The sequence below is a fragment of the Bradyrhizobium sp. SRS-191 genome, assembly GCF_024586915.1.
Lineage (GTDB): Bacteria > Pseudomonadota > Alphaproteobacteria > Rhizobiales > Xanthobacteraceae > Bradyrhizobium.
Genome location: NZ_JANBVS010000010.1, coordinates 140,680 through 164,939, shown reverse-complemented (window position 1 = coordinate 164,939; position 24,260 = coordinate 140,680). Strand labels below are relative to the sequence as shown.

Here is a 24,260-nt window from a genome sequence, read left to right as displayed (position 1 = left end):
AGTGTCAGTTCGACTCTTCCAGCGCGGGCTGGGCCGGACGCGGAACGGCCTGTCGGCGTCGCCAACTTGGCCAGGTCAGCTCGCGATTGCGCATCAGGCCGCTCGGCAGGTAGATCAGGATGACGATGGTGATGACGCCGATCGCGACCTCCTGAAATCCGTTCGGCAGGCCGAGCGTCACGCCATCGATGCTGACGCCCTTCTCCAGATTGCGGAACAGCTCGATCAGCACTGATATCGCGACCACGCCGACCACGGCGCCGCTGAGACTGTACATGCCGCCCACCACGAGCATCGACAGCGTGACAAAGGTCGTCCGCAGATAGAATGCGCCGGGATTGACGATGCTGAGGAAGTGCGCGTAGAGCGCGCCCGCAAGCCCGATGATGAAGGCGGAGACCACGAAGGCGATGAGCCGCTCGCGCACGATGTCGATGCCCGATGCATTGGCAGCGACCGCCTCGTCGCGGGTCGCGCGCAGCGCGAGGCCTGAGCGGGAGATCGCATAGAGATAGGCGATCGCGATGGCGACGGCAGCGCCGAGCCAGCCGTTCCAGACGGTCATGGTCGGCGGGATGCCCACGATCGAACCCTGTCCGCCGGTGACCGAGTCCCAGTTCGAATAGACGTTGTTGACCACGCCGAGCAGGCCGAAGGTCGCGATCGACGCGGCAATGCCGGAAAGACGCATGATGATGCGCCCGACGATCAGCGCGATGATGGCGACGAACAGGCCGGATAGCGGCGTCGCGATCCACATCGAGAGCTTGGTCTGCAGCAGCCAGGCCGGCAGGCCCTTCAGCGTGATCGACTTCATCATCGGCGGGATGGTGAGCCAGGCGGTCATGTAGGCGCCGAGGCACATGAAGCTGATATGGCCGAACGACAGCAGGCCGGAATTGCCGATGAACACATAGAGGCCGACCACGACCATGATGTTGATGAACATCTCGACGACGGTGCGGTTGAAGGCGCGGCTGCCGAACTGATAGCTCAGGGCTGCGATGACGAGCAGCAGCACGGTCAGGATCAGCGGCGTCGCGATGGTCCGCCAGAGCACCGAAGGCCGTTGCGACATGGTCAGACTCTCTGCTTGGCGGATTTGGGCGCGAACAGACCCTGCGGACGCACCAGCAGGACGATGATGACGGCGCCATAGACGAAGGAATCGCGGAACACACGGGCCTCGTTCGGCAGCGTGGCCTGGAAGATGACGCTGGCGGCCCCGATCAGGAAACCGGCCGCCACGGCGCCGGGAACGCTGCCGAGTCCGCCGATCACCGTCGCGATGAACGCGATCAGCATGACGTTGGCGCCCATGTTGATGTCGGCGGTGCCCGAATTGGTGGCGAGGATGAGCCCGATCGCGGCCGCCAGCATGCCGGAGATGGCGAAGGCGAACAGGATGACGCCGTTGGCGCGCACTCCCAACATTCGCGCCATGGTGAAGTTCTCGGCCGCTGCGCGCATTTCCAGGCCGTAGCGGGTGCGCTTGAGGAACAGCGTCAGCGCAGCCAGCACGACCAGCGTGATGACGATGGTGACCACCTGCAGCATCGGGATGCGGGCGCCGAGGATCTCCACGGGCAGTCCGAGCGTCGGCCACAGCGTGATCGATTTGGGACGGCTCGAGTACAGCATGAGAAGGAAGTTGCGCATCGCGAAGCCGAGCGCGAAGGAGGCAATCATCATCGTTGCCGGGTTCGCGTTGCGAAAACGCCGGAATACGATGATCTCGGACAGCACCGACAGTCCCGCGCCGACCAGCAGCAACAGCGGCACCAGAAGCCAGGACGGCAGATTGCCGGCGAACACAATGGCGGCAGCGTTGGTCGACGGCCACAGCATGGCGAAGACACAGAATGCGATGAAGTCGCCATGGGCGAAGTTGACCAGCCGCATCACACCGAAGATCAGCGCGATTCCCAGCGCGCCGAGGGCATAGAGGCTGCCGAGGCTGAGCGCATCGAACACGATCTGCAGCAGTCCTGTCATCGCTAGTGATCCCCGAACCCGAAATAGGCCTGCTTCAGTCGCTCGTCCTTGACCATCTCGCTGGCAGGTCCCTCCAGCACGATGCGGCCGCCGCGCATCAGGATCATCCGGCCCCCGGTCATGAGGGCGCGCGTGGAGCTCTGCTCGACGATCAGCAGCGTCAGCTGGCGCTGGGCACGCAGGCGCATCAGGATCTCGTAGACCTGGTCGATGATCTTCGGCGCCAGTCCGAGTGAGGGCTCGTCGATTGCGATCAGGCGCGGCGAGGTCATCAGGGCGCGGCCGATGACCAGCATCTGCTGCTGGCCGCCGGACAACATGCCGGCGACCGCGTGGCGGCGCTCGGCCAGAATTGGAAACTCGCGGTAGACCGCGTCCAGATCCGCGGCGACGCCGTGCTTATCGGTGCGCATGCCGGCGCCGACCTTGAGATTCTCCTCGATGGTGAGTGCACCGAACACGTTGCGACCTTCGGGAACCATCGAGAAGCCGCGGCGCGCGATCTGTTCCGGCGGTGCGCCCGTGATCTCCTGGCCGTCGAGCGTGATGCGGCCCGACACGGGAGGCACGACGCCTGCGATCGCGTTGAGCAGCGTCGACTTGCCGGCGCCGTTAGGCCCGGTGACAAACAGAATCTCGCCTTGCGTGATGCTGAGGCTGACGCCGCGCAAGGCCGTCAGCCGGCCATAGCGGACAGTGAGGTCATCGACTGCGAGCAGCGTCATCAGGCGGCTGCTCCGTCGACGGCAAGCGCAGGCATGGGCTCGTCGCGCTGGGTTCCCATATAGGCATGGCGCACGGCGTCGCTGTCGCGGATCTGCTGCGGTGGTCCGACCTCGATGATTTCGCCGGAATCGAGCACGAAGACGCGCTCGCACAATTCGAGCACGAGCCCGATATTGTGCTCGATCAGCAGCACGCCGATGTTCAGCTCGTTGGCGATGCGCCGGATGATCGTCGCGAGCTCGTGGCTTTCGTGCTCCGACATGCCGGCCGCCGGCTCGTCCAGCAGCAGATAGCGCGGCGTGCACATGATGGCGCGGCCGATGGCGACGCGGCGCTCGTCGGTATAGGGCAGGGCACCGGCGATGGTACCGCCGAGATGCGCAATGCCGAGCCATTCCATCACGCGCTCGGCCTCGCCGATCGCGTGATGGCGGTTATGACCGAGGCCCACACCTGTGACTTCGAGATTGTCGACGACGGTTAGCTCACGAAATAGCCGGCCTGACTGAAATGTGCGCGCCACGCCCATACGGCGCAACTTATGAGCTGCGACACCATTGATTGTCGGGCCTTCGAGTTCGACGATGCCCGAGCTGGCCTGCTGAAACCCCGTCAAGACGTTGATCAGCGTGGTCTTTCCAGCACCGTTCGGCCCGATCAGTCCGGTGATACGGCCGCGTGGTACCGCCAGCGAAACGTTGGAGAGAGCCTTCAGTCCGTCGAATTGAACGCTGACATCTTGAGCACTCAGAGCCAACTCAACCGAAGCCATCGCAACGCCTCTGGGAACACGAGCAGATGGCTTGATTTCCGCATCGCGCAACGCAATTGTAAAACTCGAAAAAATGTTCGCTGATATCGGAAAATTTGATGTCTCTGACGTTCCGTCAGGTTCGGCACTTCATCGCAACGGCTGAGACCGGCAAGCTCTCGGCCGCGGCTGCGGCGCTCAATGTGACGCAGTCGGCGGTGACCGCGTCGATCAAGTCGCTGGAGACCGAGCTCGGCAAGAAGCTGTTCGAGCGGCACTCGAACGGCGTCACGTTGACCGTCGATGGGCAACAATTTCTCGAGCGCGCCCGGGTGATCGAGGCGAGTGTCGCGGATGCGCTGCGCGGGCCGCATCGCTGGGGGAAGCAGGTCGACGGCGCGGTCGATGTGGCTGTCAGCTACACGGTCGCCGGGTATTTCATGCCGGCCCTGCTGTCACGCTTCTGGCGCGCGTTTCCCGGTGTGACCGTGCGGCTCCATGAGTACGAACGCGATGCGATCGAGTTCAGCCTTGTCAAGGGACGCGTGGATGTCGCGGTGATGCTGGTGTCGAACCTGCACGACCGCGGCGCGATCCGCTCGCGGCTGCTGATGCGCTCGCCGCGGCGGTTGTGGACATGCGCCAACCATCCGCTGCTTCACCGACCCAGCGTCAACCTGTCGGATCTCGCCGGACAACCCTACCTGATGCTGACCGTCGACGAGGCCGAGCGTTCGGCGATGCGGTACTGGCGATGCACTCCGCACGTTCCGAACGTGATCTTCCGGACCCAGTCCACGGAAGCCGTGCGAAGCATGGTGGCGACGGGGATGGGGATCACAATCCTGTCCGACATGGTGTACCGGCCGTGGTCGCTCGAGGGACACCGGATCGACCTCAAGACGCTCGACGACGACGTCCACACGATGGATGTCGGTCTGGCCTGGAAGAGCGGCGCGCCGCTGTCGCCGGCGGCGCGCGCGTTTTGTGAGTTCGTCGTGCTGGCCTATCCGGGAACGGAGCCGGCTCATTTCGATTAGTTCCGTGAACGGCCGCACGATGACCGTGTGCGGAAACCACAGACGGCCGATCGAGGCAAGAGCTCGTTCGATCGATCGAGAGTCTGTACCGCCGGAATCATCAGCCTTCAGAGGGCGGTTGCGGTGCTGCCCGCGCCTCCGATGCTCGCATTGACGGCAGCGCGCCGGCATCAGCTGACCATTCTGTCCCGCAACCTCCGGCACTTCGAGTCGCTGGGCGTTGCCGTGCGCGATCCGTTTGCGGCGCTGCCGTGAACATGACGAGAGGACGGTGGTTCGAGACGCGCCGCCATGAAGACTCTTCGTCATGGGCACGACCGGTGGCGCGGTGCTCCTTACCATGAGGGTCAAAAGCCGAGGGCGGCATCTGCTCGGCATCGGCGTCCCCAGGAAGATCGCCGCCAACGCGTTGCCGTGCACGCCATCGGCCTACATCATGGCGCGTCTGCTTGGCGGCGACCATCACGTCGCCGCCCGCATCATCAGCGTTCAGACGGCGCTGGCCGTGGCGACCATGCCGCTGATCCTCGTGCTGACGGCACAATAGCCGCGATCGGCAGCCCCGAGCGCAGGCTTGAGTTCGCTGTGTGAATCGAAGCTGCTTGGTTCGCGTCAGTGCCTCTCAATCCCGGCGCCTCTTCGTCAAGAGAGGACGTTCACTCAGGTGGAACTCGGGCGGAGATCACCGCGAGATGGCGAAGCCATGCCTGCTGTTTGCGACGTGAGACCGGATGCAGGCGTGATGTCCCACGCCGGCGTTGCTGAGGACGACCATAACGTCGCCGACGTGCTGGTTGATCCGAAGGATCGCTCGACGCGAGTGAGCATGTCGCAGTTTGAGCAGTCTTGCGGACGCGTTCGAAAGAGCGGTGTCGCTCGCACTCGCCTCTTACCTGATTAGATCATGCGTCTCGTTTCGGCGGCACGGCCGGTGATCGTCGGCGATGCATCAGTCATGCATTCGCAAGTGACGTGCCATGCGCAGTCACCGCTGCGATCGCGCACTCATTTAAGCGCCTCTTAAAGGTAACCCGATATTCGGCTTGGCGAGCTCAACTCAATGAGACGACAAGGCGACAAGATGCGGAATGCGATGGGACGGCGGCAGTTTTTGTGCGGGTGTTGTGCGGTGCTTGGCGCGCAGGTGGTCGGCGCCGCCATGCTGCCAGGTCGCGCCAACGCGGCAGGCGAGCCTGAGATCGTTCCGATCGAGTTCGCGAGCTTCCACGATCAGACGTTCAAGAACGAATATCTGCAGTTCATGAACGTCACGATCCCCGCCGGAGGAATGGCGGCCTACCACAGTCATTACAGGGATTTCGCGCAGGTCTATCTGGCCGTCTCGAATGCGGAGGGGACGCCGCTCGGCGGGAAGCCGCTGATCGTTCCCCGCAAGGTCGGGGAGGTCCTGTTCACCAACTACACGAAGAAGCCGGGCGTCCACCAGGTCGTCAATGTCGGCTCAGGCGATTTCCGGATCGCTGGCTTCGAGCTGTTCGACTCCGAGCCGGGCCGGTTCACGCCGGCCGCACGTCCCGAGCCCTATGTCACGGTCATGGACAATCATCGGGTCCAGGCTTGGCGATTGATCCTGCAGCCTGGCGAAACCGCGCCGGCGATGCGCCAGGTCGCGCCTGGCGTGCGGATCGTGGTGCAGGGTGGCGAACTCATCGAGGGCCGCGAAGGCAAGCCGGACCACAGGCTGAACCTGAAGTTCGGCGACTTCGCCTGGCAGGACATCGGGCCGGCGCGAACGATCCGCAATACGGGCAAGTCGACCATCGAGCTGGTGGAATTTGAACTGAAGTAGGGCAGGGCGCGCCGCGCGGGGGCGCTCAGTGCGCCCTCGGGCACGGGTTGTCGTGGGAATGGGGAGTTGAGGACGTGTCCATCAAGCGGACGGGAATTGCCATCGCGGCGTTGATGTCGGGCGTGATCGTCCTGACATCCGGCCTTCAACTCAGCGAGCGCTGGGGCGCCTATCAGAATGCGATCGCGGCGCACGCCCTCGAGGCGCGGCTGGCGGCCGGCTTCGATGCGGTGGGAGCACTGACGGTCGAACGCGGTCCCGTCAATCGCGCCCTGATCGGCAAATCTCCGGCTGACGGTGCCGTGCTGAAGGAGTTCGCCGACAATCGCCGTACGAGCGACGAGGCGCTGGAGAAGCTGACTGTGCTCGCGCGCGGCGACGACGACCTGACGCAGCGGGTCAAGGCAGCCATGGCGAAGATTGCCGCCGTGCGCGACGAAGCGGCCGCCAACTGGAGCAAGCCGCTCACCGAGCGTGGAAGCGGCATCGCTGCCAAGGCGATGCGCGACTACGCCGATGCGATGGCGAGCCTGAACCAGCTGCTCGAAACCGGCATCAAGGAGACGATGCGGCTGAGCACCACGGCCGGCAATCTGCTCGACGTCGCCCAGAAGGGCTGGGTGATCCGGCAGACGGCGGGCCAGGTGTCGCTGCTGATTTCGGGGCTGGTCACGGCCGGCCGTTCGGCCACGGCTGCGGAGCGGGATGAATTGAACGTCGCGACTGGCCAGATGGCGCGGCTGTGGGCCGAGATCCTCGATCGCGGCGACGACGCCCATGCGCCCAAGGCGACGCGCGCGAGCGTCGGCGAGGCGCGTGAGCGTTATTTTGGCGCAGACAAGACGCTGCGCGAGGCGCTGATCAAGGCCGCATTCAACGCCACGCCTTATGAGGTGTCGATCGACGATTGGCGCAGGCAGGCCACGATGGCGAACGCCTCGCTGCTCGGCATTCGCGACGCCGCGTTGCGTGATGCGCAGGCCGTCGCCGAGCAGGACGAGGCCGACGGGCTCAAGGGCATCCTGTTCGCCGGTGCAGCCATCCTGTTCGTCCTGGGATTGTCGGCGGCGTCGTCCGTCCTGCTGGTGCGCCATCTGCTCAACCCGATCGCGAAGCTGTCGGAGGTGATGACCCGGCTCGCCCGCAACGAGGAGGCCGAGGTGCCGTTCGCCACGCGCAAGGACGAGATCGGCGGCATGGCTCAGTCCGTGCAGGTCTTCAAGGAGGCCATGCTCACCACCAACCGGTTGGCCGGCGAACAGGCCGCCGAGCGCATCGTCAAGGAAAAGCGCGCGATGCGTCTCGAAAGCCTGGTGCGCGATTTCGAGGCCAAGGCGGGCGCCATGGTGGCGCAGCTGGCCTCCGGCGCGACCGAGTTGGAGACGACGGCGCGTTCGATGTCCTCGACCGCGACGCAGACCAAGGGGCAGGCGACCACGGTGGCCACCGCGGCCGAAGAGGCGAGCATGGGCGCCAGCACGGTCGCCTCCGCGGCCGAGGAGCTGACCGCCTCGATCACCGAGATCAGCCGCCAGGTCGCGCAGTCCTCGACGATCACTGGGCGTGCCGTTGCAGATGCGCAGCGCACCGACAGGATCGTGCAGACCCTGGCGGAGGGCGCCGAGAAGATCGGCGAGGTCGTCACGCTGATCCAGGCGATTGCCGCGCAGACCAATCTGCTCGCACTGAACGCGACGATCGAGGCGGCGCGGGCCGGCGAAGCCGGGCGCGGGTTCGCGGTGGTTGCCTCCGAGGTGAAGATGCTCGCGACGCAGACGGCGTCGGCGACGGCGGATATCGGGGCGCAGATCTCGCAGATCCAGGCCGCCACCAAGGAAGCCGTCGACGCGATCCGCGGCATTGCCGGGACCATCGAAGAGGTCTCCTCGATCTCGAACGCGATCGCTTCGGCGGTCGACGCGCAGGGTGTTGCGACGGGGGAAATCGCCCGCAACGTTCAGCAGACCTCACATTCGGTCAAGGACGTGACGACGACGATCACCGGCGTGAGCAAGGCGGCGACCGAAACCGGCGTCGCAGCAGGCGAGGTGCTCAACGCGGCCGACGGACTGTCGCGACAGGCCGAGCAGCTGAAGACCGAGGTCGGCAGCTTCGTCGAGGAGGTCCGCGCCGCCTGATCGGCGCGGCTCGGACGGCGAGCTCTCTTCAACGGCTCGAGGAATGAGCAGTTCGTCGAGCTGTTGCTCGAAGTGTTCCGGATGTGGACGAGGATTCGGTCGACACCGTAGCGATCGTCGTCCAACTGAGGATCTGCCCGACGAGCAACCCTTGCATACCCCGCATGCACCAACTGCCCGTCGTGCCGGTTTGTCGCGCACTTCTCCCTTGTCACGTCGGGCAAATCAGCTCCACATTCTCGCGCATCCCGGCTCGCTGAAGAGGGACGTTTCGCGATCGTCACGAGCGTCGAGCAGGGGTTGCGATGGGCGCGTTGCTCTGCAGCCTGGTCTCATGATCGGGCCGACGAACAGAGTGAGGCGACGGCGAAATGGTGTGGTCCTGGCGTCCCGAAGCTGACGCCAAGCCGGCGGTGATGATGAGCCGCAGGCGACGGGGGCAAGACAGCCGGTCCCCGGGGAGAGCGCCTATAAGTCGCAAAACCGTCGCGCAGGGAAGGCCGGATATTGGGCTATACCTGTGGTTCTGCCGCGTGCTTGTTTGCTGCACGCGGACCGCGGGTATCAGCCGATACCCGGTCTTCCCTGCGCCTCTTCTTTTCGAGGGAGAGGTCGACTGATGGGAGAGCTCGGGCGCAGGACGCCGCGAGATAGCCGAGGCATGCCTGCTGTTTGAAACGTACAGAAGGGCGCGAGACACGGTTGCTTGCTGGCGTTTGCTGGATGCGCTTGTAAACGGCTCGCTTGCCGGTGAACTGTTGGTCTCGTCGACCGGCCGCCGCAGTTTCATCCAACAGCTTCGAGAGTCCGAGTGGTCGTCTCCGCGATGGTCGTCGGCTCGCGGGATGCCGGCATGGCCTGCGAGATGTGCAACCTGCCAACCAGCCGCGACGGTGCGGTGGCGCTCCAGGTGGAGCGCGTGCTCCACAGCGTCGGTTCCGGCCAGGATGGATTTCCCCGGCGGACGATCCAATAGGTTTGCCGGGGACGGTGCAGGTGTGATTGAAGTGATGGCCCGAATGCTCGGCTGCGGCCGGAGTCGGGAGGGCGGGTAGGGAGCCACGGACTGTTCGATGATGCAATCTTCGTCGCAGGCTTATGCCTGCATCGTTCTCGGCATGCATCGCAGCGGAACCTCCGCGTTGGCTCATCTGCTATCGTGCCTCGGCGCGACGCTGCCGCTACGGCTCAGCCCTCCAGGCCCCGATAATCCCGAGGGCTATTTCGAACCGGCCATGCTGGTCGCTCTGCATGAGCGGCTTCTGACCGCCGCGGGCTCGGTCTGGTTCGACGTGAAGCCGTTTTCCCTCGCCGCCGTTCCCCGCGATGTCGCGGCCGGGCTGATCGGTGAAATGGTGCAAGCCATGGCGGAGGATTTCCCCGAGGCGGCTCTGCCGGTGATCAAGGATCCGCGCATGTGCCGCTTCTTCCCGCTGTTCCGCCAGGTGCTCGGGCTGGCGGGACGGGAGAGTTGCGTCGTGCTGGCCCTGCGTCACCCAGCGGAAGTCGCGGCCTCGCTCGCGACGCGGAACCGAATGTCGGCCAGCTATGCCGGCCTGCTCTGGGCGCGGCATGTGATTGCGGCCGAACAGGACAGCCGTGACGTGCCCCGCATCACCTTGCGCTATGAGGACATGCTCGCGGACTGGCGAGGAACGGCCGCGCGAATTCGCACGCTGCCGGGCCCCTGGCACGCCGAGGATCCGGAAGACGCGCCCGTGAAGCCGTCGTTGCGTCACCACCAGGCGCTCCAGTCGACCGATGTCTTCGGTCCTGGCTTCGGTGGTCTGCTCGACCGCCTGCATGAGTCTCTCTCGAGCCTCGCCGATGCGGATGATGATGGCGGGCGGGCGGACGTCGATGCGGCGGCGGCGGAGGTCCTGTCCTGCGCGGCGAGGATGTCGCTCTCCACCGAGATCGAATTTCTCAACCGCCGGCTCACGACGGCCCATCCGGCCTGGGCATCGGATGATCCGGAGCGCGACGAGCAGGCCATGGCGGAGCTGTTCGAGCAGTTGAACAGATCGCTGTATCAGGGCAGCAGGCGGTGAGTGATCGGGTCGGGCTGTTCGTGGCCGGCGTACAGAAGGCCGGCACCACCAGCCTCGACGCCTATCTGCGGCTCCATCCCGGCCTCGCCGGCGCGTCCGTCAAGGAAACCCACGTCTTCGATGACGAGAGCCAGGATTGGAGCGAGCCGGCGGACGAGCGGCTCGAGTCCTACTATCCGCTCTCCGCGCGGAAACGAGGCCGGCTCCGGTTCGAGGCGACTCCGATCACGAGCTTCTGGCCGCCCGCTCTGGCGCGCGTGAGGCGCTACAATCGGCAGGCGCGGATCATCATCATTCTGCGCGATCCCATCGAGCGGGCCTGGTCGCATTGGTCGATGGAACGGCATCGTGGCGCTGACAACCTGGACTTCGCGCAGGCCATCCGTGATGGGCGCCGCCGGATGACATCGGGTGAGCGCGGGCCGGCGCTGCGCGCCTTCTCCTATGTCGAGCGCGGCTTCTACGCGGCCCAGGTTCGGCGCGCGCGCAGGCTGTTTCCGGATCGGCAGTTGTTGTTCCTGGAGTATGCGCGGCTGTTTGCCGATGTGCCCGCGGCGCTGTCACGGATCGCCGATTTCTTAAGTCTTCCCGCGTTTCCGCCGGTCCCTTGCATTCGGGCCAATTCGAACCCGCGACCCGGCGAGAGAATGTCGCCAGAGGATGTCGCGTATCTGCGAGAGATCTTCAGAAGGGATGCGCAGGAGGCGGTGGCGCTGGCGGGGATCGAGGCCGCCCACTGGCTGACCTTCCGGACCCGCTGAACGATCCGGCTCGGTCTTTCGCTGCCGCGGCCAGCTGGGCAAGCGCACCGCAGCAGGCGACCGGCAGCAGAAACAAATAGCGGACATCGCAGGCGATGCCGATGAGGGCGAAGCTGGCGCAGAAGGCGAGCGCTGTGCCGAGCAGCAAGACCATCGTCACGTCGCCGCTCCGGCGACGGCGCAGCAGGACGGCGCCAAGCGCCACGGCCAGAAGCGCCCACGCACCGTTGACGAACAACGGCGTGCCGAACCACCGCGTGGCATAGGCATAGAGCGCGCTGTCTTGCGGACGCGCACCGCGGCTGAGCCCGAGCGCTGATATTTGTTCGGCAGGCCCGTCCACGCCGACCCAGACGGGCAGACATTCCCTGACGTCGGAGGGAAACACCATCCAGCGGAAGACGGCCGCACGATGCGCCAGCCAGGCGCCGGGATTTTGCCGCACCATGCGCCACCACTGGCCGCCATCCAAACCCGTGCGGGTGAAATAGGCGATGACCTCCGGCGTCTTCATCACCCGATCGAGCCGGCTCGCCTCATAGTCGCGGCGGAAGGCGGCCGTGACACGGGCCGCGTCGTCGGTGTCGGCCGCGGCGCCGTCGAAGGGGGGCGCGCCATGGGCGATCATGCCGACGATGTCGTATCGCTGCAGGACGATCAGGCCTTTGGCGAAGCCGCTTCCGACCGGCTGCGTCGCCACCCTCGCGATCGCGGCCTGCGTCGCGAGGAAGGCCACTCCGACAAGCAGAAGCCATGCGCTGCTCGCGAGGATCCTCCGTCTCAGCCCAGCGAAATTTGTCATCGGCCAGGCAAGTGCCGCCGCCGCGAACACCGGCACCAAAAGTCCGTTCTGGCGCGTGGCCATGGCAAGCGCCGCGAGCACGGCCGCTGCGGCGAAGCAGAACAGGCGGGCGGGGCGCCTCGCCTCGCGGTCCGCCTGCACGAGGCAGGCAAAGGTCGAGAGGGACAGATTGGCAAACAGCACGTCCTTCCAGACGATGCCCTGATAGATGAGGAGGAAGGGTGTGGCGATCAGCAGCACGAGAGCCGCGCTCGCCAGCCAGTTCAGAGGCCGGCGCCCTGCGTCGCCTCCGGCCAGTGCGATCAGCGGCAAATAGAACAGAGCTGACACGCCGACGAGATAGAGCGCCGTGCCTGGGAGGACATGATCAAAGAAGCCGAGCAAGGCCGACATGAGCGGAGGGTGGAAGCCGGCGAATACGCCGGTCCGCCCTTCCGTGAGCTGTACGATGGAATCGTAGGAGAGGTGTCCCGGCGCATTCACGGCGAGCGAGACGAGCCAGATCAGGAGAATGAGGCCGCGCATCATGCGTGAGCCGTCCGCCTCACGGAGATGCGCGGCAGGCTCATGCGGGATATCCGGCAAGGCGCGCGAAGTCGCGCGAGGCGACGGCGAACGGGTCTGCCACCTCCGCCCGCAAGGCGGCGTTGGCGCGCCAGGATCGACGATGCGCGCGGGGAATCGGCCGGCCATCCGCATGGCTTCCATAGGCCCACCAGCCGGCCGGCAAGTCCCGCGGCGCATGGGATGCGAGGGCGGCGCCGTACCAGGCCATCACTTCGTCCAGCGCGCTGCCAGAACCGGAATAACGCTCCAGCATCGGGCGGCCCGCGCCGGTGAACTTGGTGAAGTGGAAGAAGCAGAGCGGGGCGCCCGCTGCGCGGATGACGCCGTCCTGCCCGATGGTCAGGGGGCGGTTCGCGAGATTCCAGCTTGCGACATTGCAGCCGGGATCGCGCAGGATGTGGGTGGAGGGGAAGAAGGCCGGCACATGGTCGCACCAGCGCTGGTCGGTGAACAGCCCGGCGGGAATGTCGTCCACGCAGAACAGGCGCAGCCGGTCCGCCCACCAGCGGGCGAAGCGGCGTCCTTCGGGGCGCGACGATACGGCGATGAAGCCGAGATTGTAGATGCCGTGCTTGAGGGCGCCGATTTCATTGTCCAGCACGCCAGCCACCGTGGGCTCGGGATCCAGGAGGTGCGGAGTCAGAACGATGTCTGCCACCTCGAGCCGCTCGGTGATGGTCGTGAGCGGCGCGAACACTGCAATGTCCGGATCGAGATAGATGACGCGGTCCGCGCCTTGCGCCTGCATGTGCAGCATCATGGCGCCCTTCACTGCGGTGCAGGCTTCGACGACGTCGTGGCCGAACAGCCAGCTGCGCACATCCGGAATGGGCAGGTCTTCCGCCGGGACCACATGGTCGAAGGCCGCTGTCAGTGCTTCCATGGAGAAGCCGGGGGGCGGCACGTCGACGAGACACAGCCAGAGCACCCAGTCCGGATGGGCGCGGCGCAGGCTCGTGGCGAGCACGAGGGCGCGGTCGGCATAGGCGAGGGATGCGGACGTAAAGCAATGCACGGGGTTGCCAGGCAGGCTGCGGTCAGGCATGGCGCGCCAGCGTCCGCTTGCGGGCATCCCCTCGTCGCGCCAACAGCCATTCGGCGCTGGCGCCGCCGAACACCATCATGTGCCGCGTGGCCGGGGAGCGGGCGCACAGCTCTTGAATGGCGCCCGAGATGAACAGCGCCTGCAGCGCTTCGGCATTGTCGAGAACCAGCCCGCGTCCCGGCGCGTACTCCGCGATGGCCACGGGAATATGGCCCGCTTTCGGGTGGGTGATGAGCAGGGCGCCGGCCGCCAGCGCCTCATGGGCGGTGAAGGAAAACGTTTCGAAGCATTCCGACCAGTTGATGACGACGTCGACCTGTTCGGCGGCGATCATGTCGGCCATGGCTGTCCGTTTGTTGGCAGCGACGTCCACGTTCACGCGACGAATATGAGGCGGCAACGGATGGCCGAGGTCGAGCCCCAGTTGGAGGAACGCGTAGCGGTCGTCGCCGGCGAGCACCTCCGCCAGCGCGGCAAAGGTCGCCCAGCCCTTGTGCGTGTGCCGCATGCCGACATGGGCGATGCGCAGCCGCTGGTCCTGCGCTCGCTGGCGGGTCGGCAAGGGCAGGGGGACCAGGCGAAGCGGCGGCACGATCTCGCCTGATGAGGCCCCGCCCGCCAAGCCGATGCGTTCCTGCCAGAAGGACAGCGCGGTCCGGGAAGGAGCGAGGAAGGTCGGTGCACTGGCCGCGAAGAAAGCGCGCAAGCGGTCCATATGCGCTTCCCGGCTTGCGCCATAAGCGCAGATGCCGCAGGCGGCGGACTGCGCCTGCGGCGCTCCGCAGAAGACGATGTCGTTGCGCAGCAGGAACGGGTTCGAACAGAGCGTTCCGAAATCGTGCAGCCAGACGATGGCCTGCGGCGATCCGGCCGCCTGGTGCAGGGCCAGGATCTGTTCCGGTGCGTGGCCCGAGAAATGATGGATGATCGTGGCCAGGACCGCGTTCTCCTGGTCGAGGCCGGAGAGTACGGCCATCAGGTCCTCGACCGACGCGGTGCCAAGGAGCACGCCATCCAGCCGCACGGACAGCACGTTGGGCTGGGCCGGGGCCAGGCCGCTGGTCGGCTTCGTGGGCGAAAGATGCAGGTAACTCACCCCTTCGCCGGCAAAGGCCTGCTGTTCCTCGCAGATGACATTCTGAACGCCACCCGTATAGATCGCGTAGTCATCATGGCTGACGCTGAGGACCAGCGGGGTGCGCGAGACCGCGCGCGTCAGACTCTCCGCGCTCAGCGTCGGTGTCACCGGTGCGGCGGCGGCAGGCTGGCTGCGTTCCCACGCCGACCTCAACGGCAGCTGCCACGGCTTTTCCGTGGCTGGCGCCGCCGTCGGCTCCGGAGGCGCGACCGCGTCCTTCGCGGGCGTGACATCGGAGTTGAGAGAGGGCTGCGGCAGCACGGCCCGCCGCCGACGGCGCATGGGCCGCTCGAGCGACGCGAGATGATCCTCCAGCAGCGCCAGCGAAATCGGCGCATCACGCGGGATGAGATCTCGCCACTGAAGCGCATCGAGGATGCGCGCGGGATTGCGTTGCACGAGTTCCGTTTTCAGGAAAGGGAAACCGCACCGGCGCACCAGAAGCCCCGCGAAGTGGTGGACGGGGTTCAAGGGCAGGTCGAGCAACTGGCGGCGCAGGCCGAACAGGCCGGGACCGCCGGGCCTCAGCCTGAAGCGGGGAAGCTGCGCGGAAAGCGCGGCGACGTCCGTGTCGGAGCGCAGCATTTCCGCTTCCAGCGTCTCGTAGTTCCAGATCGCCGCGACCCTGTGGCCGAGATCGCGCATATGGCCGCTCAGGGCGACCTCGAACCGCTTCACGACGCGCCGTTTGGAAACGCTGAGCCTGCGGTCCCTCAGGAAGTCCGCGAGATCCGCGATGGCATCGCCGCCGCGCGCGAGCAGGAAGTAGGATTGCAGGTGCGGGGCATATTGGACGCTGTCCGTCATGCCGAACAGGCCCTCTCCGCCGCGCCGCATCTCGGCCAGCGGGCCATCCAGCGGATGGATCGGGCCGAGCACGGAATCGTTCACCAGCAGCAGTTCGTCGATGTCGTCGACAAGGTCGGGGAGGAGGGTGATCGCATCAACCCAGCTTCCGAAATCCAGCCCGAAATTGCGCCGGTGCAGGACGACGTCCACGCTGTCGCGGATCGAGGCGAAATCCTCCTCCGTAAAATGAGGAGCGGCTGACACGAACACGATGCGAAAGCCGAGGCGCGCATAGTCCCGCAGTTGACGGGCCACCATCGCGCTGACGCCGGAATAGGGGGCAAAATGGGCATAGATCGCGACCGAGCGACCCTGGCCTCCACCAGTACCATCGAACCGGCGCAGCAGCCGACGTTCGGCGCCGCCCCAGTTCTCCCGCACGTCCAGCACGGCATCCCGACCGGCGAGGCCGAGCTGCCAAACGCCGACACCTGCCCCGACGAGCAGTTCGACGACTCTGGTCAAAAACCGCGCCGGCCGGCGGCGGCGATAGGGCATGTCGCTCAGGTCTGTAAGCCCTTGGCGCAATCCCGGTGCGGTCATGTTCTGAGCCGCGACGAACGTGTCGTTCTCGTTCATAATACTCGCGGACGTGAAAAGTGCTGGAGCAGGCCGATACTAGAACCGAGCTTCAGCAGGAACGTGAAAGCAAGAGCTTGTCTCCTAGGCAAATTGGTTGGCATTGTAAAACACGAATTGTGCGCGGGGGAATTGACCGACGCACCGCGCTCCTTCGTCGACGGCAAATGGACAGTGCGGGCCGCCTTCCCGATGGTGTGCGCCGAGATCGCTATGAGGCGTCCCGCGGCGCACGCACTTGTCCACAGGAGCGGGCAAGCAGCAATCCTTTAGTCCGCGCAAAAGAATATGCGCAGGTCTGTTTCATCATGCATCTGCTCAGCGGGATGCTTATGCCCTTTGCCGCGCTTGACGCCTTGTGAAAGCTTACAGTACGAGAGTCTGCATCATTGGGAGTTGCCGCGGGTTGAAGTGCGAAGAGGTCGCAAAAGGCCACGCGCGCTGATCAATCAGCTTTTGTGAGCTGCAACGCAGCTCATTGTCAGTAATGCATCGTCCATGGCTGCTTCGCTGAGTTCTCAATTGGATCATTCGGAGCGTGCTTCGCTGCAGCGGCAACTGACCACGGTTCATTTTGACGTCGTTGGCGGCTGTCAGTTGCGGTGCGTGGGATGTCCCAATTCAGGGCTCAACCCGAGGCCGGAGTTCATTTCGCCGGATCTGTTCCGGCGTTGCCTCGCAAACATCGACGTGCAGAAGATCACCTTGCTGCGGCTCTTCAATTATGGCGAGCCGCTGCTGCATCCGCAGCTCGAGGAGATCGGGCGCAGCCTGCGCGACTGCCCGACCGATATCAACTGGATCGAAATCTCCACCAATGCCCAGTGCAATGCCGAGGACAGGCTCGAGGCGCTGGTGGCAATGGGCGTCGTCAATCTGCTGACCATCAGCTGCGACGGCGATGGTACGCCCGCGCAATATGAGGCGCTGCGGCCACCGGCCAAGTGGTCCAAGCTCATGTCCTTCCTGTCCGTCGCCCGTGATCTGGCGGCCCGCTACCCGAGGCTTCATCTGCGGGCGCGGTGCGTCATCGAGGCTCCCGAGGACAAGCGGCGCTGGCGGGACGTGCTGAGGCCTTATGGCGTCCATCCGGAGTTCAGGGGATGGCTCCAACTGCCTGACAGCATCCGAGACAAGGCGCGGGACAAAGTGCCGATGGGCGAGGGAGGCTGCGCGATCGCGGCCGATCCGCATAACCTGTACGTGGATCATCGCGGCAACATCGTCCCGTGCTGCTTCCATCCGGGCGCGGCCTTTCTCGGCAATCTCGGCGAGAGCCGTTACAGCACCCTGTTTGCCTCGGAGACGCGTGCGGCCTTCCTCGACGCCCTGGTCTCGCGGCGCGCCGACATGCCGGTGTGCAGCCGGTGTGACGTGGGGGCCGACCTCAATGTCAGCCCGTCAACGGAAGCGGTGAAGCGCTTCCGGCAGGGAGGGCATTAGCGGTGCATATGCGCGGGCGCGACGACGGCCCAGACGGAGGTGCCCGGACATTCCAAGCCAGCCTCGCCCATGTCCTGCATCACCACGCGAATACCATTTCCGGCAAGATCGCCCTGCGCTTCCTGGAACGGGGCGAGGGAGACGGGACAAGCCTGACCTATGGGGAGCTGGATCTTCAGGCCCGCATCCTGGCGGAGCGATTGGTCCGGGAGGGGGCGCAAGGCCAGACCGTGCTGCTGGTCTATTCCGCGGGCCTTGCGTTCGTCGTCGGCTTCTGCGCGTGCCTTTACGCTGGCGCGATCGCCGTCCCGACGCCCTTCATCACACCGTCGCGCTCGGCGCCGCGCATCGCGGCCATTGCCGCCGATGCCCGCCCACGTGTCGTTCTGACCTGCGCGCCGCTTGCGGCCGACGCAACGATCCGCGGCGCCTTTCCCGCCGATCTCTCCGGCGTCCCCTGGATCGTGACCGATCAGGGCATGTCGAACGAGCGGGTGCGCTCGGAGCTTCCTGTCATCGTGCCGAACGATCCGGCCTTTCTCCAGTACACCTCCGGCTCGACCGCGGATCCCCGGGGCGTGATCGTGACCCACGGCAATCTGATGGCCAATATGGAGATGATCCGCACGGCCTTTGGTCATGATGCGGAGACGCGCATGGTGAGCTGGCTGCCTTTGTTTCACGACATGGGGCTGGTGGGCGGGCTGCTTCAGCCGCTCTATGTGGGTGGCCTTGCCGTGCTGATGTCGCCGATGGATTTCATCCAGCGCCCGTTGCGCTGGCTGCAGGCGATCGCGCGCCATCGCGGGACGACCAGCGGCGGTCCCAATTTCGCTTATGCGCTGTGTGCGGATCGCATCCGGCCCGATCAGATCAGCGGCCTCGACCTGCGCTCCTGGCGCGTCGCCTTCTGCGGTGCCGAGCCGGTGCGGGCCGATGATCTGCGCCGCTTTGCCGAGCGCGCGGCCCCCGCCGATTTCGATCCGAAAGCGCTATTTCCCTGCTACGGCATGGCCGAGACGACGCTGTTCGTATCAGGCGGGCCGGCCGGCAATGGGCTTTGCTGTGTTCGGGAGCCTGCCACCTCGCTAGGTGGCGAGGGCGCGGAACGTGTGATCTGCGGGCAGGGGACCGTCGGGCAGACTTTGGCCATCGTCGATCCGCAAAGCCTGCGTCGCCTGCCGGAGGGAGAGGTGGGCGAGGTCTGGGTGGCCGGCCCCCATGTCGCGGCAGGATACTGGCAGCAGCCGGCTCCCTCGGAGGCGACCTTCCGGGCCCGGCTTTCCGATGACGCGGAGGCCGGACCATTCCTGCGCACGGGCGACATGGGCCTGATGCGCGGCGACGATCTCGTCATCGTGGGCCGCCTGAAGGACGTGGTGATCGTCCACGGTGCCAAGCATCACCCGGAAGATATCGAAGCCACGGCCTGCCGGGCGCATCCTGCCTTGGCTCCGACGGCAGCTGCCTTCGCCATTGATCGCGACGGGAGGGAAGGGCTGATCGTGCTTCAGGAAGTCAAGCGCGGCCATATTGCCGATCCGGAGCTGGAGCGCGCCGCCAAGGCCGTCGCGGCTGATATTTGCGAGAATTTCGGCATGCGACCGTCGGATGTGGTGCTGGTGCGACCGGGGGCTCTGCCGCGCACCACCAGCAACAAGATCAGGCGCCGCGCCTGCCGCGACGCCTACGTGTCTGGGGAACTCGCGCCCTTCCGGCTGGACGCAGCGACACTGTGCCCAGTAAAGCAGTAGCAAGACGCAATGGGGCGCCGGTTCGGGCCACTCTTTCATTTTCGGCAAACGTGAACGGGGCCAATGCTTGATCTTGGGGCATTCAACAGCTTGGCGGCTGATCTGCGTGAAGACCCCTATCCGGTCTATGCCGCCCTGCGGGAGCGCGCGCCGGTGTTCTGGACCGACGCAGAGCAGGCCTGGGTTCTGCTGCGCCACCGCGAGGTGAGCGAGGCATTTGCCAATTCCAGCCACCTGACCCTCGATCTCGGACAGTTCGTTGGTGACGTGGCTCGCGCGCTGGGTGAGGACCCGGTGGAGCTGCTGCGCCTTCTCGAAATGGTCCTGTTCTTTCGCAATCCGCCCTCGCACGGACCGCTGCGCTCGCTCGTGGCGCGGCTGCTGGCGTTCCGCTCCCAGGCGAGTTGCGCTGCTGCGGTGGAAGCCATCGCCGAGCGCCTGATCGGCTCGTTGGCGCGCGATGGCGGCATGGACCTCATGACCGACTATGCCGACCCGCTGCCGCCTTTGTTCATGGGCTGGCTCTTCGGCCTTGCCGACGAGGACGCGCTGTGGCTCGCCCGCACCCTCGCCGGTGTGCCCGTCATCCTCAACCGAGGTTGTTCGATCCGGGACTACCGAGCGGCCAATCGCAGCCTTGGGACAGCCCACGCTTTCCTGCGGCAGCGCATCGCGGAGCGCCGTCGCACGCCGCCGGATGATGGCCTGTCCCTGCTGGTCAGCCTGAATGATGCAGCCGAGCCGGCGCTGGATGACGAGCGGCTGGCGGCTCTTGCCAGCTTCGTGTTCATGGCCGGATTCGAGACCACGTCAGCGTTGATCGGCAACAGCCTGTGGCTGCTGCTGAGTCATCCCGACATCTATGACCGGGCAACAGGCAACCCCGATCTCATTGCCGGCGCGGTGAACGAAGGGCTGCGGCTGGAGCCTCCCATCCAGCAGGTTCGCCGCCGCGCGAACGACGATCACTTGATCGCGGGCTGCCGTATCAAGGCGGATCAGCAGATTATTTTGATGATCGCTGCCGCCAACCGGGATCCCGACGCGTATCAAAACCCGGACCGCTTCCTGCCGGATCGTGTCGGCCCGCCGGTGCAGTCCTTCGGGGGCGGCATGCACAACTGTCTCGGGGGATGGATCGCCCGTCTCGAGGCCGGTATCGCGACGGCCGCGGTTCTCAAGGGACCGCGTCCTCGCGTCGAGTTGCCGAAGCCCGTCTGGCGACCTCATCACAATCAAAGACGTATGAGAAACCTTCCCGTCCAGATCTGATCGTCAGCAATTTTCGAAATCAATTCTACAGGTAGACACTCATGTTGAAGGCAGACGCGGTCAGAGCGTGGATCATCGGCTTTCTCGTTTCGCTGCTCGATGTCAGCGAGTCCGAGATCAAAGGTGATACCCGGTTTCACGTGATGGGATTGAACTCGGTCGATGCGGTCGTGATGGCGGGCGCGATGGAGGAGCATTTCGACGTCGAGATCGAGGCCACGCTCTTCCTGCGCAACTCCACGATCGACAGCCTGCTTGCCGACATGCAGGCCAACGGCATCGTCGAATGAGCACGGGACGTCCCGAGCTCAGCCTGATCGTCATCAGCTACGAGATGGCGCGGGAGCTGCCGCGCACGCTCTACAGCCTGTCGCCGCGCTATCAGCAGGGCATCGCGGCGGATGACTACGAAGTAATCGTCATCGACAACGGTTCGACCCATCCGCCCCGGCTCGAGGATTTCGCCGATCTCGGGATGAACCTGCAGATCCACTGCTTTCCTGATCCCAAGCCTTCACCGGTGCGTGCCATCAATCACGGCCTCAGCCTGGCGGCCGCTCCGTTGGTCGGTGTCAACATCGACGGCGCCCGCTTGGCCAGCCCCGGCCTGCTCGACGCGTGCCGGCGCGCGGCACGGACCGACGCTGACGCGGTGGTGACGACGCTGTCGTTTCAGCTTGGGCCCGGCCCGCAGTGGATCACGATACAGCAGGGCTACGATGCCGTCTGGGAAGACCGGCTGCTGGATACCATCGATTGGCGCAACAACGGCTATCGCCTGTTCGAGATCAGCCCCTTCGCCGAGAACATCACCCGAGGCTGGTTCGGGCCGCTGAACGAAAGCAATCTGATCGTCATGCAGCAAGGTCTCTGGCAGGCGCTCGGAGGCTTCGATCCGGCTTTCGAAAGCCCCGGTGGCGGCGCCGCCAATTCCGATCTCCTCCGGCGCGCGCTCGAACATCCCGGCACACGGCAGGTGACCGTGCTGGGAGAGGGCGTATTCCACCAGATCCACGGCGGGACCCACACCAACGCCGCGTCGCTCGACGTCTACAAGAACGCTGCTCGCGAATACTACCGGCTGCGGGGGCGGATACGCGTCGTGGATGCGGAGCGTAGCTATTTCGGCCCGGTGTCACGCGCAGCGGCGGAAGCCTATCGCCGCCAATTGGCCGCTGGCCATGCCGCGCCTTCTGAAGCCGCCACCGTGATGCGGGCTAGTCCCGATGCACGGAGCAGATATCTGAGCCTGCTGAAATCCGTTCTACTGAATGAGACGGGGCTCGAAACCGAGGTCGCGCTCGATTCACTCCGCGGCATGACGCAGGTGCCCCCGGCGTTCTGGTCGGATATTCTCTATGACGTGCCTGGCAAGCTGGGGCTGGCGCTGGAGGAAAAGCGCCGCGTCCGTGCGATGGGCTTCGACACGCTGAGCGGGGATCCCGGCCGATCCCTCGGCTATACGATGATCGGCCGCAAGCGCCTCGACCATCTGGAATGGTGCGTCACCACTGCGCTGGACGAGGGCGTGGCCGGTGACCTCATGGAATGCGGTGTCTGGCGCGGTGGCGCCTGCCTGCTGATGAAGGCCATTCTGGATCTCAGCGGGGACCAGGACCGCAATCTCTGGCTCGCCGATTCCTTCGCCGGCCTGCCGCCGCCCTCGCAGCCGGAAGATCAGGGCTTGGATCTTTCCCGCGAGCATTTTCCGTCGCTGGCGGTCTCGCGCGAGCGGGTGGAGCGGGCCTTTGCCGATTTCGGGCTGCTCGACGCGCGCGTGCGATTCCTGCCCGGATTTTTTGCCGACACGTTGGCGGGATGTGCGGTCGAACAACTGGCGGTGCTGCGGCTGGACGGCGACCTCTACAGCTCGACGATGCAGGCGCTGGAGGCACTTTACGACCGCGTCTCCCCCGGCGGCTTCATCGTCATCGACGATTACGGCGGCCTCGGCCAATGCGCGCAGGCCGTCGACGCGTTCAGGGCGGCACGCGGCATCACGAGCCCCATCACCATGATCGATTGGACCGGCGCCTTCTGGCGCAAGTCTTGACCCCGCTCTTGAACCTTCGCCGGAGGCAGCGTCCGTGTTCCAATTCTGGCCAAGCGTCGTCAAACCCATTCTTCAGGCGATCGACGCCCGTCGCGTCATCGAGATCGGGGCGGGGGACGGCCGAAACTCCCGCTATCTCGCCGCCTGGGCGAAGACGGCCGCGGCCCGGGTGGAGATCGTCGACCCGGAGCCGGGCTTCGACATGGAAGGCCTGCGCGATCGCTTTCCTGATGCCATCGGCCTCCACCGCCGCCCCAGCCTGGAGGTCTTGGCCGATCTGCTCCCGGCGGACGCGGTGCTGATCGACGGCGACCACAACTGGTACACCGTGCATCACGAACTCCAGGCGATCTATGGCGTGGAAGGCGCATTGGACGCGCGGGCGCCGGTCGTAATTTGTCACGACGTGGAGTGGCCCTATGGGCGGCGCGATCTGTATTATTGTCCCGAGCGCATTCCCGCGGACTTTCGCCAGGACTACCGCATCGGCGGTGTGCTGCCGCAGGACCGCGGCCTGTCACCGGGCGGGTACAGTGCGGGCTCGTATCACGCGGAAAACGAGGGTGGCCCGCGCAACGGGGTGAGGACCGCCATCGAGGACTTCCTGGCGCGCCGGCAAGGCGAATTCGAGGTGGTCTGGCTGCCGATGCTGTTCGGTCTGGCGGTGATCGCGCCGAAGGCGCGGCTTGCAGCATCGGATCAGCTTGCGGCGATCCTCGCACAACTCGACCTCAGCCGCCCGTTGCGCAGCCTTTGCAAGATCAGTGAGCTCGAGCGGCTCAACGCCAACCGTCCGCAACTGGCCGCCGCGGGCGCCGGGACAAGGCAGGGCACAACGGCCCGCAGTTTTTCCAGCGCACTGCCTGACGATGTGCTGATCGCCTTGCTGAAGGGCAGCCTTGGCTATCGCTACAAGGGCCGCGCGATGCTGCTCAACCCGCTGGACATGGCAAACTATCTCGCCTTGCTCGGCCAGTTGAAGCCGGCGGCGGTGATCGAGGTCGGCAGTCTGGAGGGCGGCCGCACGCTATGGCTGGCGGATACCATGGCGGCTCTCGGCCTCCCGGTGCGGGTCATCAGCATCGATCTGCTGCCTCGCGACCACGGGGGTCATCCGGGCATCGATGCGCGCGTGGGCGACGCCCGTCATCTGGCAAAGGTGCTGCCTCCGGACGACGTGCGAAGCCTCGGGCATCCTCTGCTGGTCATCGAGGATTCCGCCCATGACGAGGACACCTGCGCCGCCGTGCTCGACTATTTCGATCCGCTGCTGGCGGCCGGTGATTATGTGGTTGTCGAGGATGGTGCGTTTCGCAGCGACGGGGACAGCCAACTCGGCTCGACATCGCTGTCGCCGCCGTCCCGTGCGATCGACGCCTTTCTGAGCCGGCGGGCCGCGGACTACGAGATCGACGCGGCGTATTGTGACCGTTTCGGTTACAACGCCACCTTCAATTTCAATGGTTGGTTACGGCGGCGATGAACG

The 24,260-nt window shown here is 65.5% G+C and carries 19 protein-coding genes; 12 read left to right on the top strand and 7 right to left on the bottom strand.

Features of this window, described 5'->3' with window-relative positions; all coding sequences use genetic code 11:
* Positions 1-4: 4 nt before the first annotated feature.
* Genes NLR35_RS19450 through NLR35_RS19435 form a run of 4 tightly spaced genes read right to left on the bottom strand, consistent with a single transcriptional unit; the run spans position 5 to position 3,544 of the window.
* Positions 5-1,078 (bottom strand): branched-chain amino acid ABC transporter permease, encoded by a 1,074-nt coding sequence (locus tag NLR35_RS19450; RefSeq protein ID WP_257168135.1) that lies wholly within the window; start codon positions 1,076-1,078, stop codon positions 5-7.
* A gap of 2 nt (positions 1,079-1,080) precedes the next feature.
* Positions 1,081-1,995, bottom strand: a complete 915-nt coding sequence (locus NLR35_RS19445) for a branched-chain amino acid ABC transporter permease (protein ID WP_257168134.1) — start codon at positions 1,993-1,995, stop codon at positions 1,081-1,083.
* Between the two features lie 2 nt (positions 1,996-1,997).
* A complete protein-coding gene (locus NLR35_RS19440) occupies positions 1,998-2,720 on the bottom strand; it encodes an ABC transporter ATP-binding protein (protein ID WP_257168133.1) in 723 nt (240 codons plus the stop codon).
* The gene (locus tag NLR35_RS19435) at positions 2,720-3,544 is read right to left on the bottom strand and encodes an ABC transporter ATP-binding protein (protein WP_257168132.1); all 825 of its coding nucleotides are present in this window, start codon (positions 3,542-3,544) and stop codon (positions 2,720-2,722) included. The genes NLR35_RS19440 and NLR35_RS19435 overlap by 1 nt, the downstream gene beginning before the upstream one ends.
* Before the next feature lie 47 nt (positions 3,545-3,591).
* Between NLR35_RS19435 and NLR35_RS19430 the strand changes: the two genes are divergently transcribed.
* The 6 genes from NLR35_RS19430 to NLR35_RS19400 all read left to right on the top strand — a co-directional run bounded on the left by NLR35_RS19430 (position 3,592) and on the right by NLR35_RS19400 (position 11,272).
* Positions 3,592-4,512 carry a LysR substrate-binding domain-containing protein gene (locus NLR35_RS19430; protein ID WP_257168131.1) on the top strand — a complete coding sequence of 307 codons (921 nt, stop codon included), beginning with the start codon at positions 3,592-3,594 and terminating at the stop codon, positions 4,510-4,512.
* Between the two features lie 340 nt (positions 4,513-4,852).
* Positions 4,853-5,059 (top strand): hypothetical protein, encoded by a 207-nt coding sequence (locus NLR35_RS19420; protein WP_257168130.1) that lies wholly within the window; start codon positions 4,853-4,855, stop codon positions 5,057-5,059.
* Between the two features lie 582 nt (positions 5,060-5,641).
* Positions 5,642-6,322, top strand: coding sequence for a hypothetical protein (locus NLR35_RS19415; RefSeq protein WP_257168129.1), 681 nt, complete (start codon positions 5,642-5,644; stop codon positions 6,320-6,322).
* 74 nt (positions 6,323-6,396) lie between these two features.
* Positions 6,397-8,460: a HAMP domain-containing methyl-accepting chemotaxis protein gene (locus NLR35_RS19410; RefSeq protein ID WP_257168128.1), complete on the top strand. Its 2,064-nt coding sequence runs from the start codon at positions 6,397-6,399 to the stop codon at positions 8,458-8,460.
* Positions 8,461-9,533: 1,073 nt separating this feature from the next.
* The gene (locus NLR35_RS19405) at positions 9,534-10,511 is read left to right on the top strand and encodes a sulfotransferase family protein (protein ID WP_257168127.1); all 978 of its coding nucleotides are present in this window, start codon (positions 9,534-9,536) and stop codon (positions 10,509-10,511) included.
* Positions 10,508-11,272, top strand: coding sequence for a sulfotransferase domain-containing protein (locus NLR35_RS19400; protein ID WP_257168126.1), 765 nt, complete (start codon positions 10,508-10,510; stop codon positions 11,270-11,272). Before NLR35_RS19405 ends, NLR35_RS19400 begins: the two co-directional genes overlap by 4 nt.
* Here the strand turns inward: NLR35_RS19400 and NLR35_RS19395 are convergent.
* From NLR35_RS19395 to NLR35_RS19385, 3 genes are all read right to left on the bottom strand, one after another.
* The gene (locus NLR35_RS19395) at positions 11,196-12,467 is read right to left on the bottom strand and encodes a hypothetical protein (protein WP_257168125.1); all 1,272 of its coding nucleotides are present in this window, start codon (positions 12,465-12,467) and stop codon (positions 11,196-11,198) included. The genes NLR35_RS19400 and NLR35_RS19395 overlap by 77 nt on opposite strands.
* A 172-nt stretch (positions 12,468-12,639) precedes the next feature.
* Positions 12,640-13,686, bottom strand: coding sequence for a hypothetical protein (locus NLR35_RS19390; protein ID WP_257168124.1), 1,047 nt, complete (start codon positions 13,684-13,686; stop codon positions 12,640-12,642).
* Positions 13,679-16,252 (bottom strand): rhamnan synthesis F family protein, encoded by a 2,574-nt coding sequence (locus NLR35_RS19385; RefSeq protein ID WP_257168123.1) that lies wholly within the window; start codon positions 16,250-16,252, stop codon positions 13,679-13,681. The genes NLR35_RS19390 and NLR35_RS19385 overlap by 8 nt, the downstream gene beginning before the upstream one ends.
* Before the next feature lie 498 nt (positions 16,253-16,750).
* On the opposite strand from NLR35_RS19385, the gene NLR35_RS19380 reads away from it, so the two are divergent.
* The 6 genes from NLR35_RS19380 to NLR35_RS34285 all read left to right on the top strand — a co-directional run bounded on the left by NLR35_RS19380 (position 16,751) and on the right by NLR35_RS34285 (position 24,257).
* The gene (locus tag NLR35_RS19380; protein ID WP_257168122.1) at positions 16,751-17,695 is read left to right on the top strand and encodes a radical SAM protein; all 945 of its coding nucleotides are present in this window, start codon (positions 16,751-16,753) and stop codon (positions 17,693-17,695) included.
* Between the two features lie 8 nt (positions 17,696-17,703).
* Positions 17,704-19,449, top strand: a complete 1,746-nt coding sequence (locus NLR35_RS19375; RefSeq protein ID WP_257168226.1) for a fatty acyl-AMP ligase — start codon at positions 17,704-17,706, stop codon at positions 19,447-19,449.
* Between the two features lie 63 nt (positions 19,450-19,512).
* Positions 19,513-20,721 (top strand): cytochrome P450, encoded by a 1,209-nt coding sequence (locus NLR35_RS19370; protein WP_257168121.1) that lies wholly within the window; start codon positions 19,513-19,515, stop codon positions 20,719-20,721.
* A 41-nt stretch (positions 20,722-20,762) separates the two neighbouring features.
* Positions 20,763-21,011 (top strand): acyl carrier protein, encoded by a 249-nt coding sequence (locus tag NLR35_RS19365; protein WP_257168120.1) that lies wholly within the window; start codon positions 20,763-20,765, stop codon positions 21,009-21,011.
* Positions 21,008-22,774 (top strand): TylF/MycF/NovP-related O-methyltransferase, encoded by a 1,767-nt coding sequence (locus tag NLR35_RS19360; protein WP_257168119.1) that lies wholly within the window; start codon positions 21,008-21,010, stop codon positions 22,772-22,774. Before NLR35_RS19365 ends, NLR35_RS19360 begins: the two co-directional genes overlap by 4 nt.
* 34 nt (positions 22,775-22,808) lie before the next feature.
* Positions 22,809-24,257: a CmcI family methyltransferase gene (locus NLR35_RS34285; RefSeq protein WP_257168118.1), complete on the top strand. Its 1,449-nt coding sequence runs from the start codon at positions 22,809-22,811 to the stop codon at positions 24,255-24,257.
* Positions 24,258-24,260 lie beyond the last annotated feature (3 nt).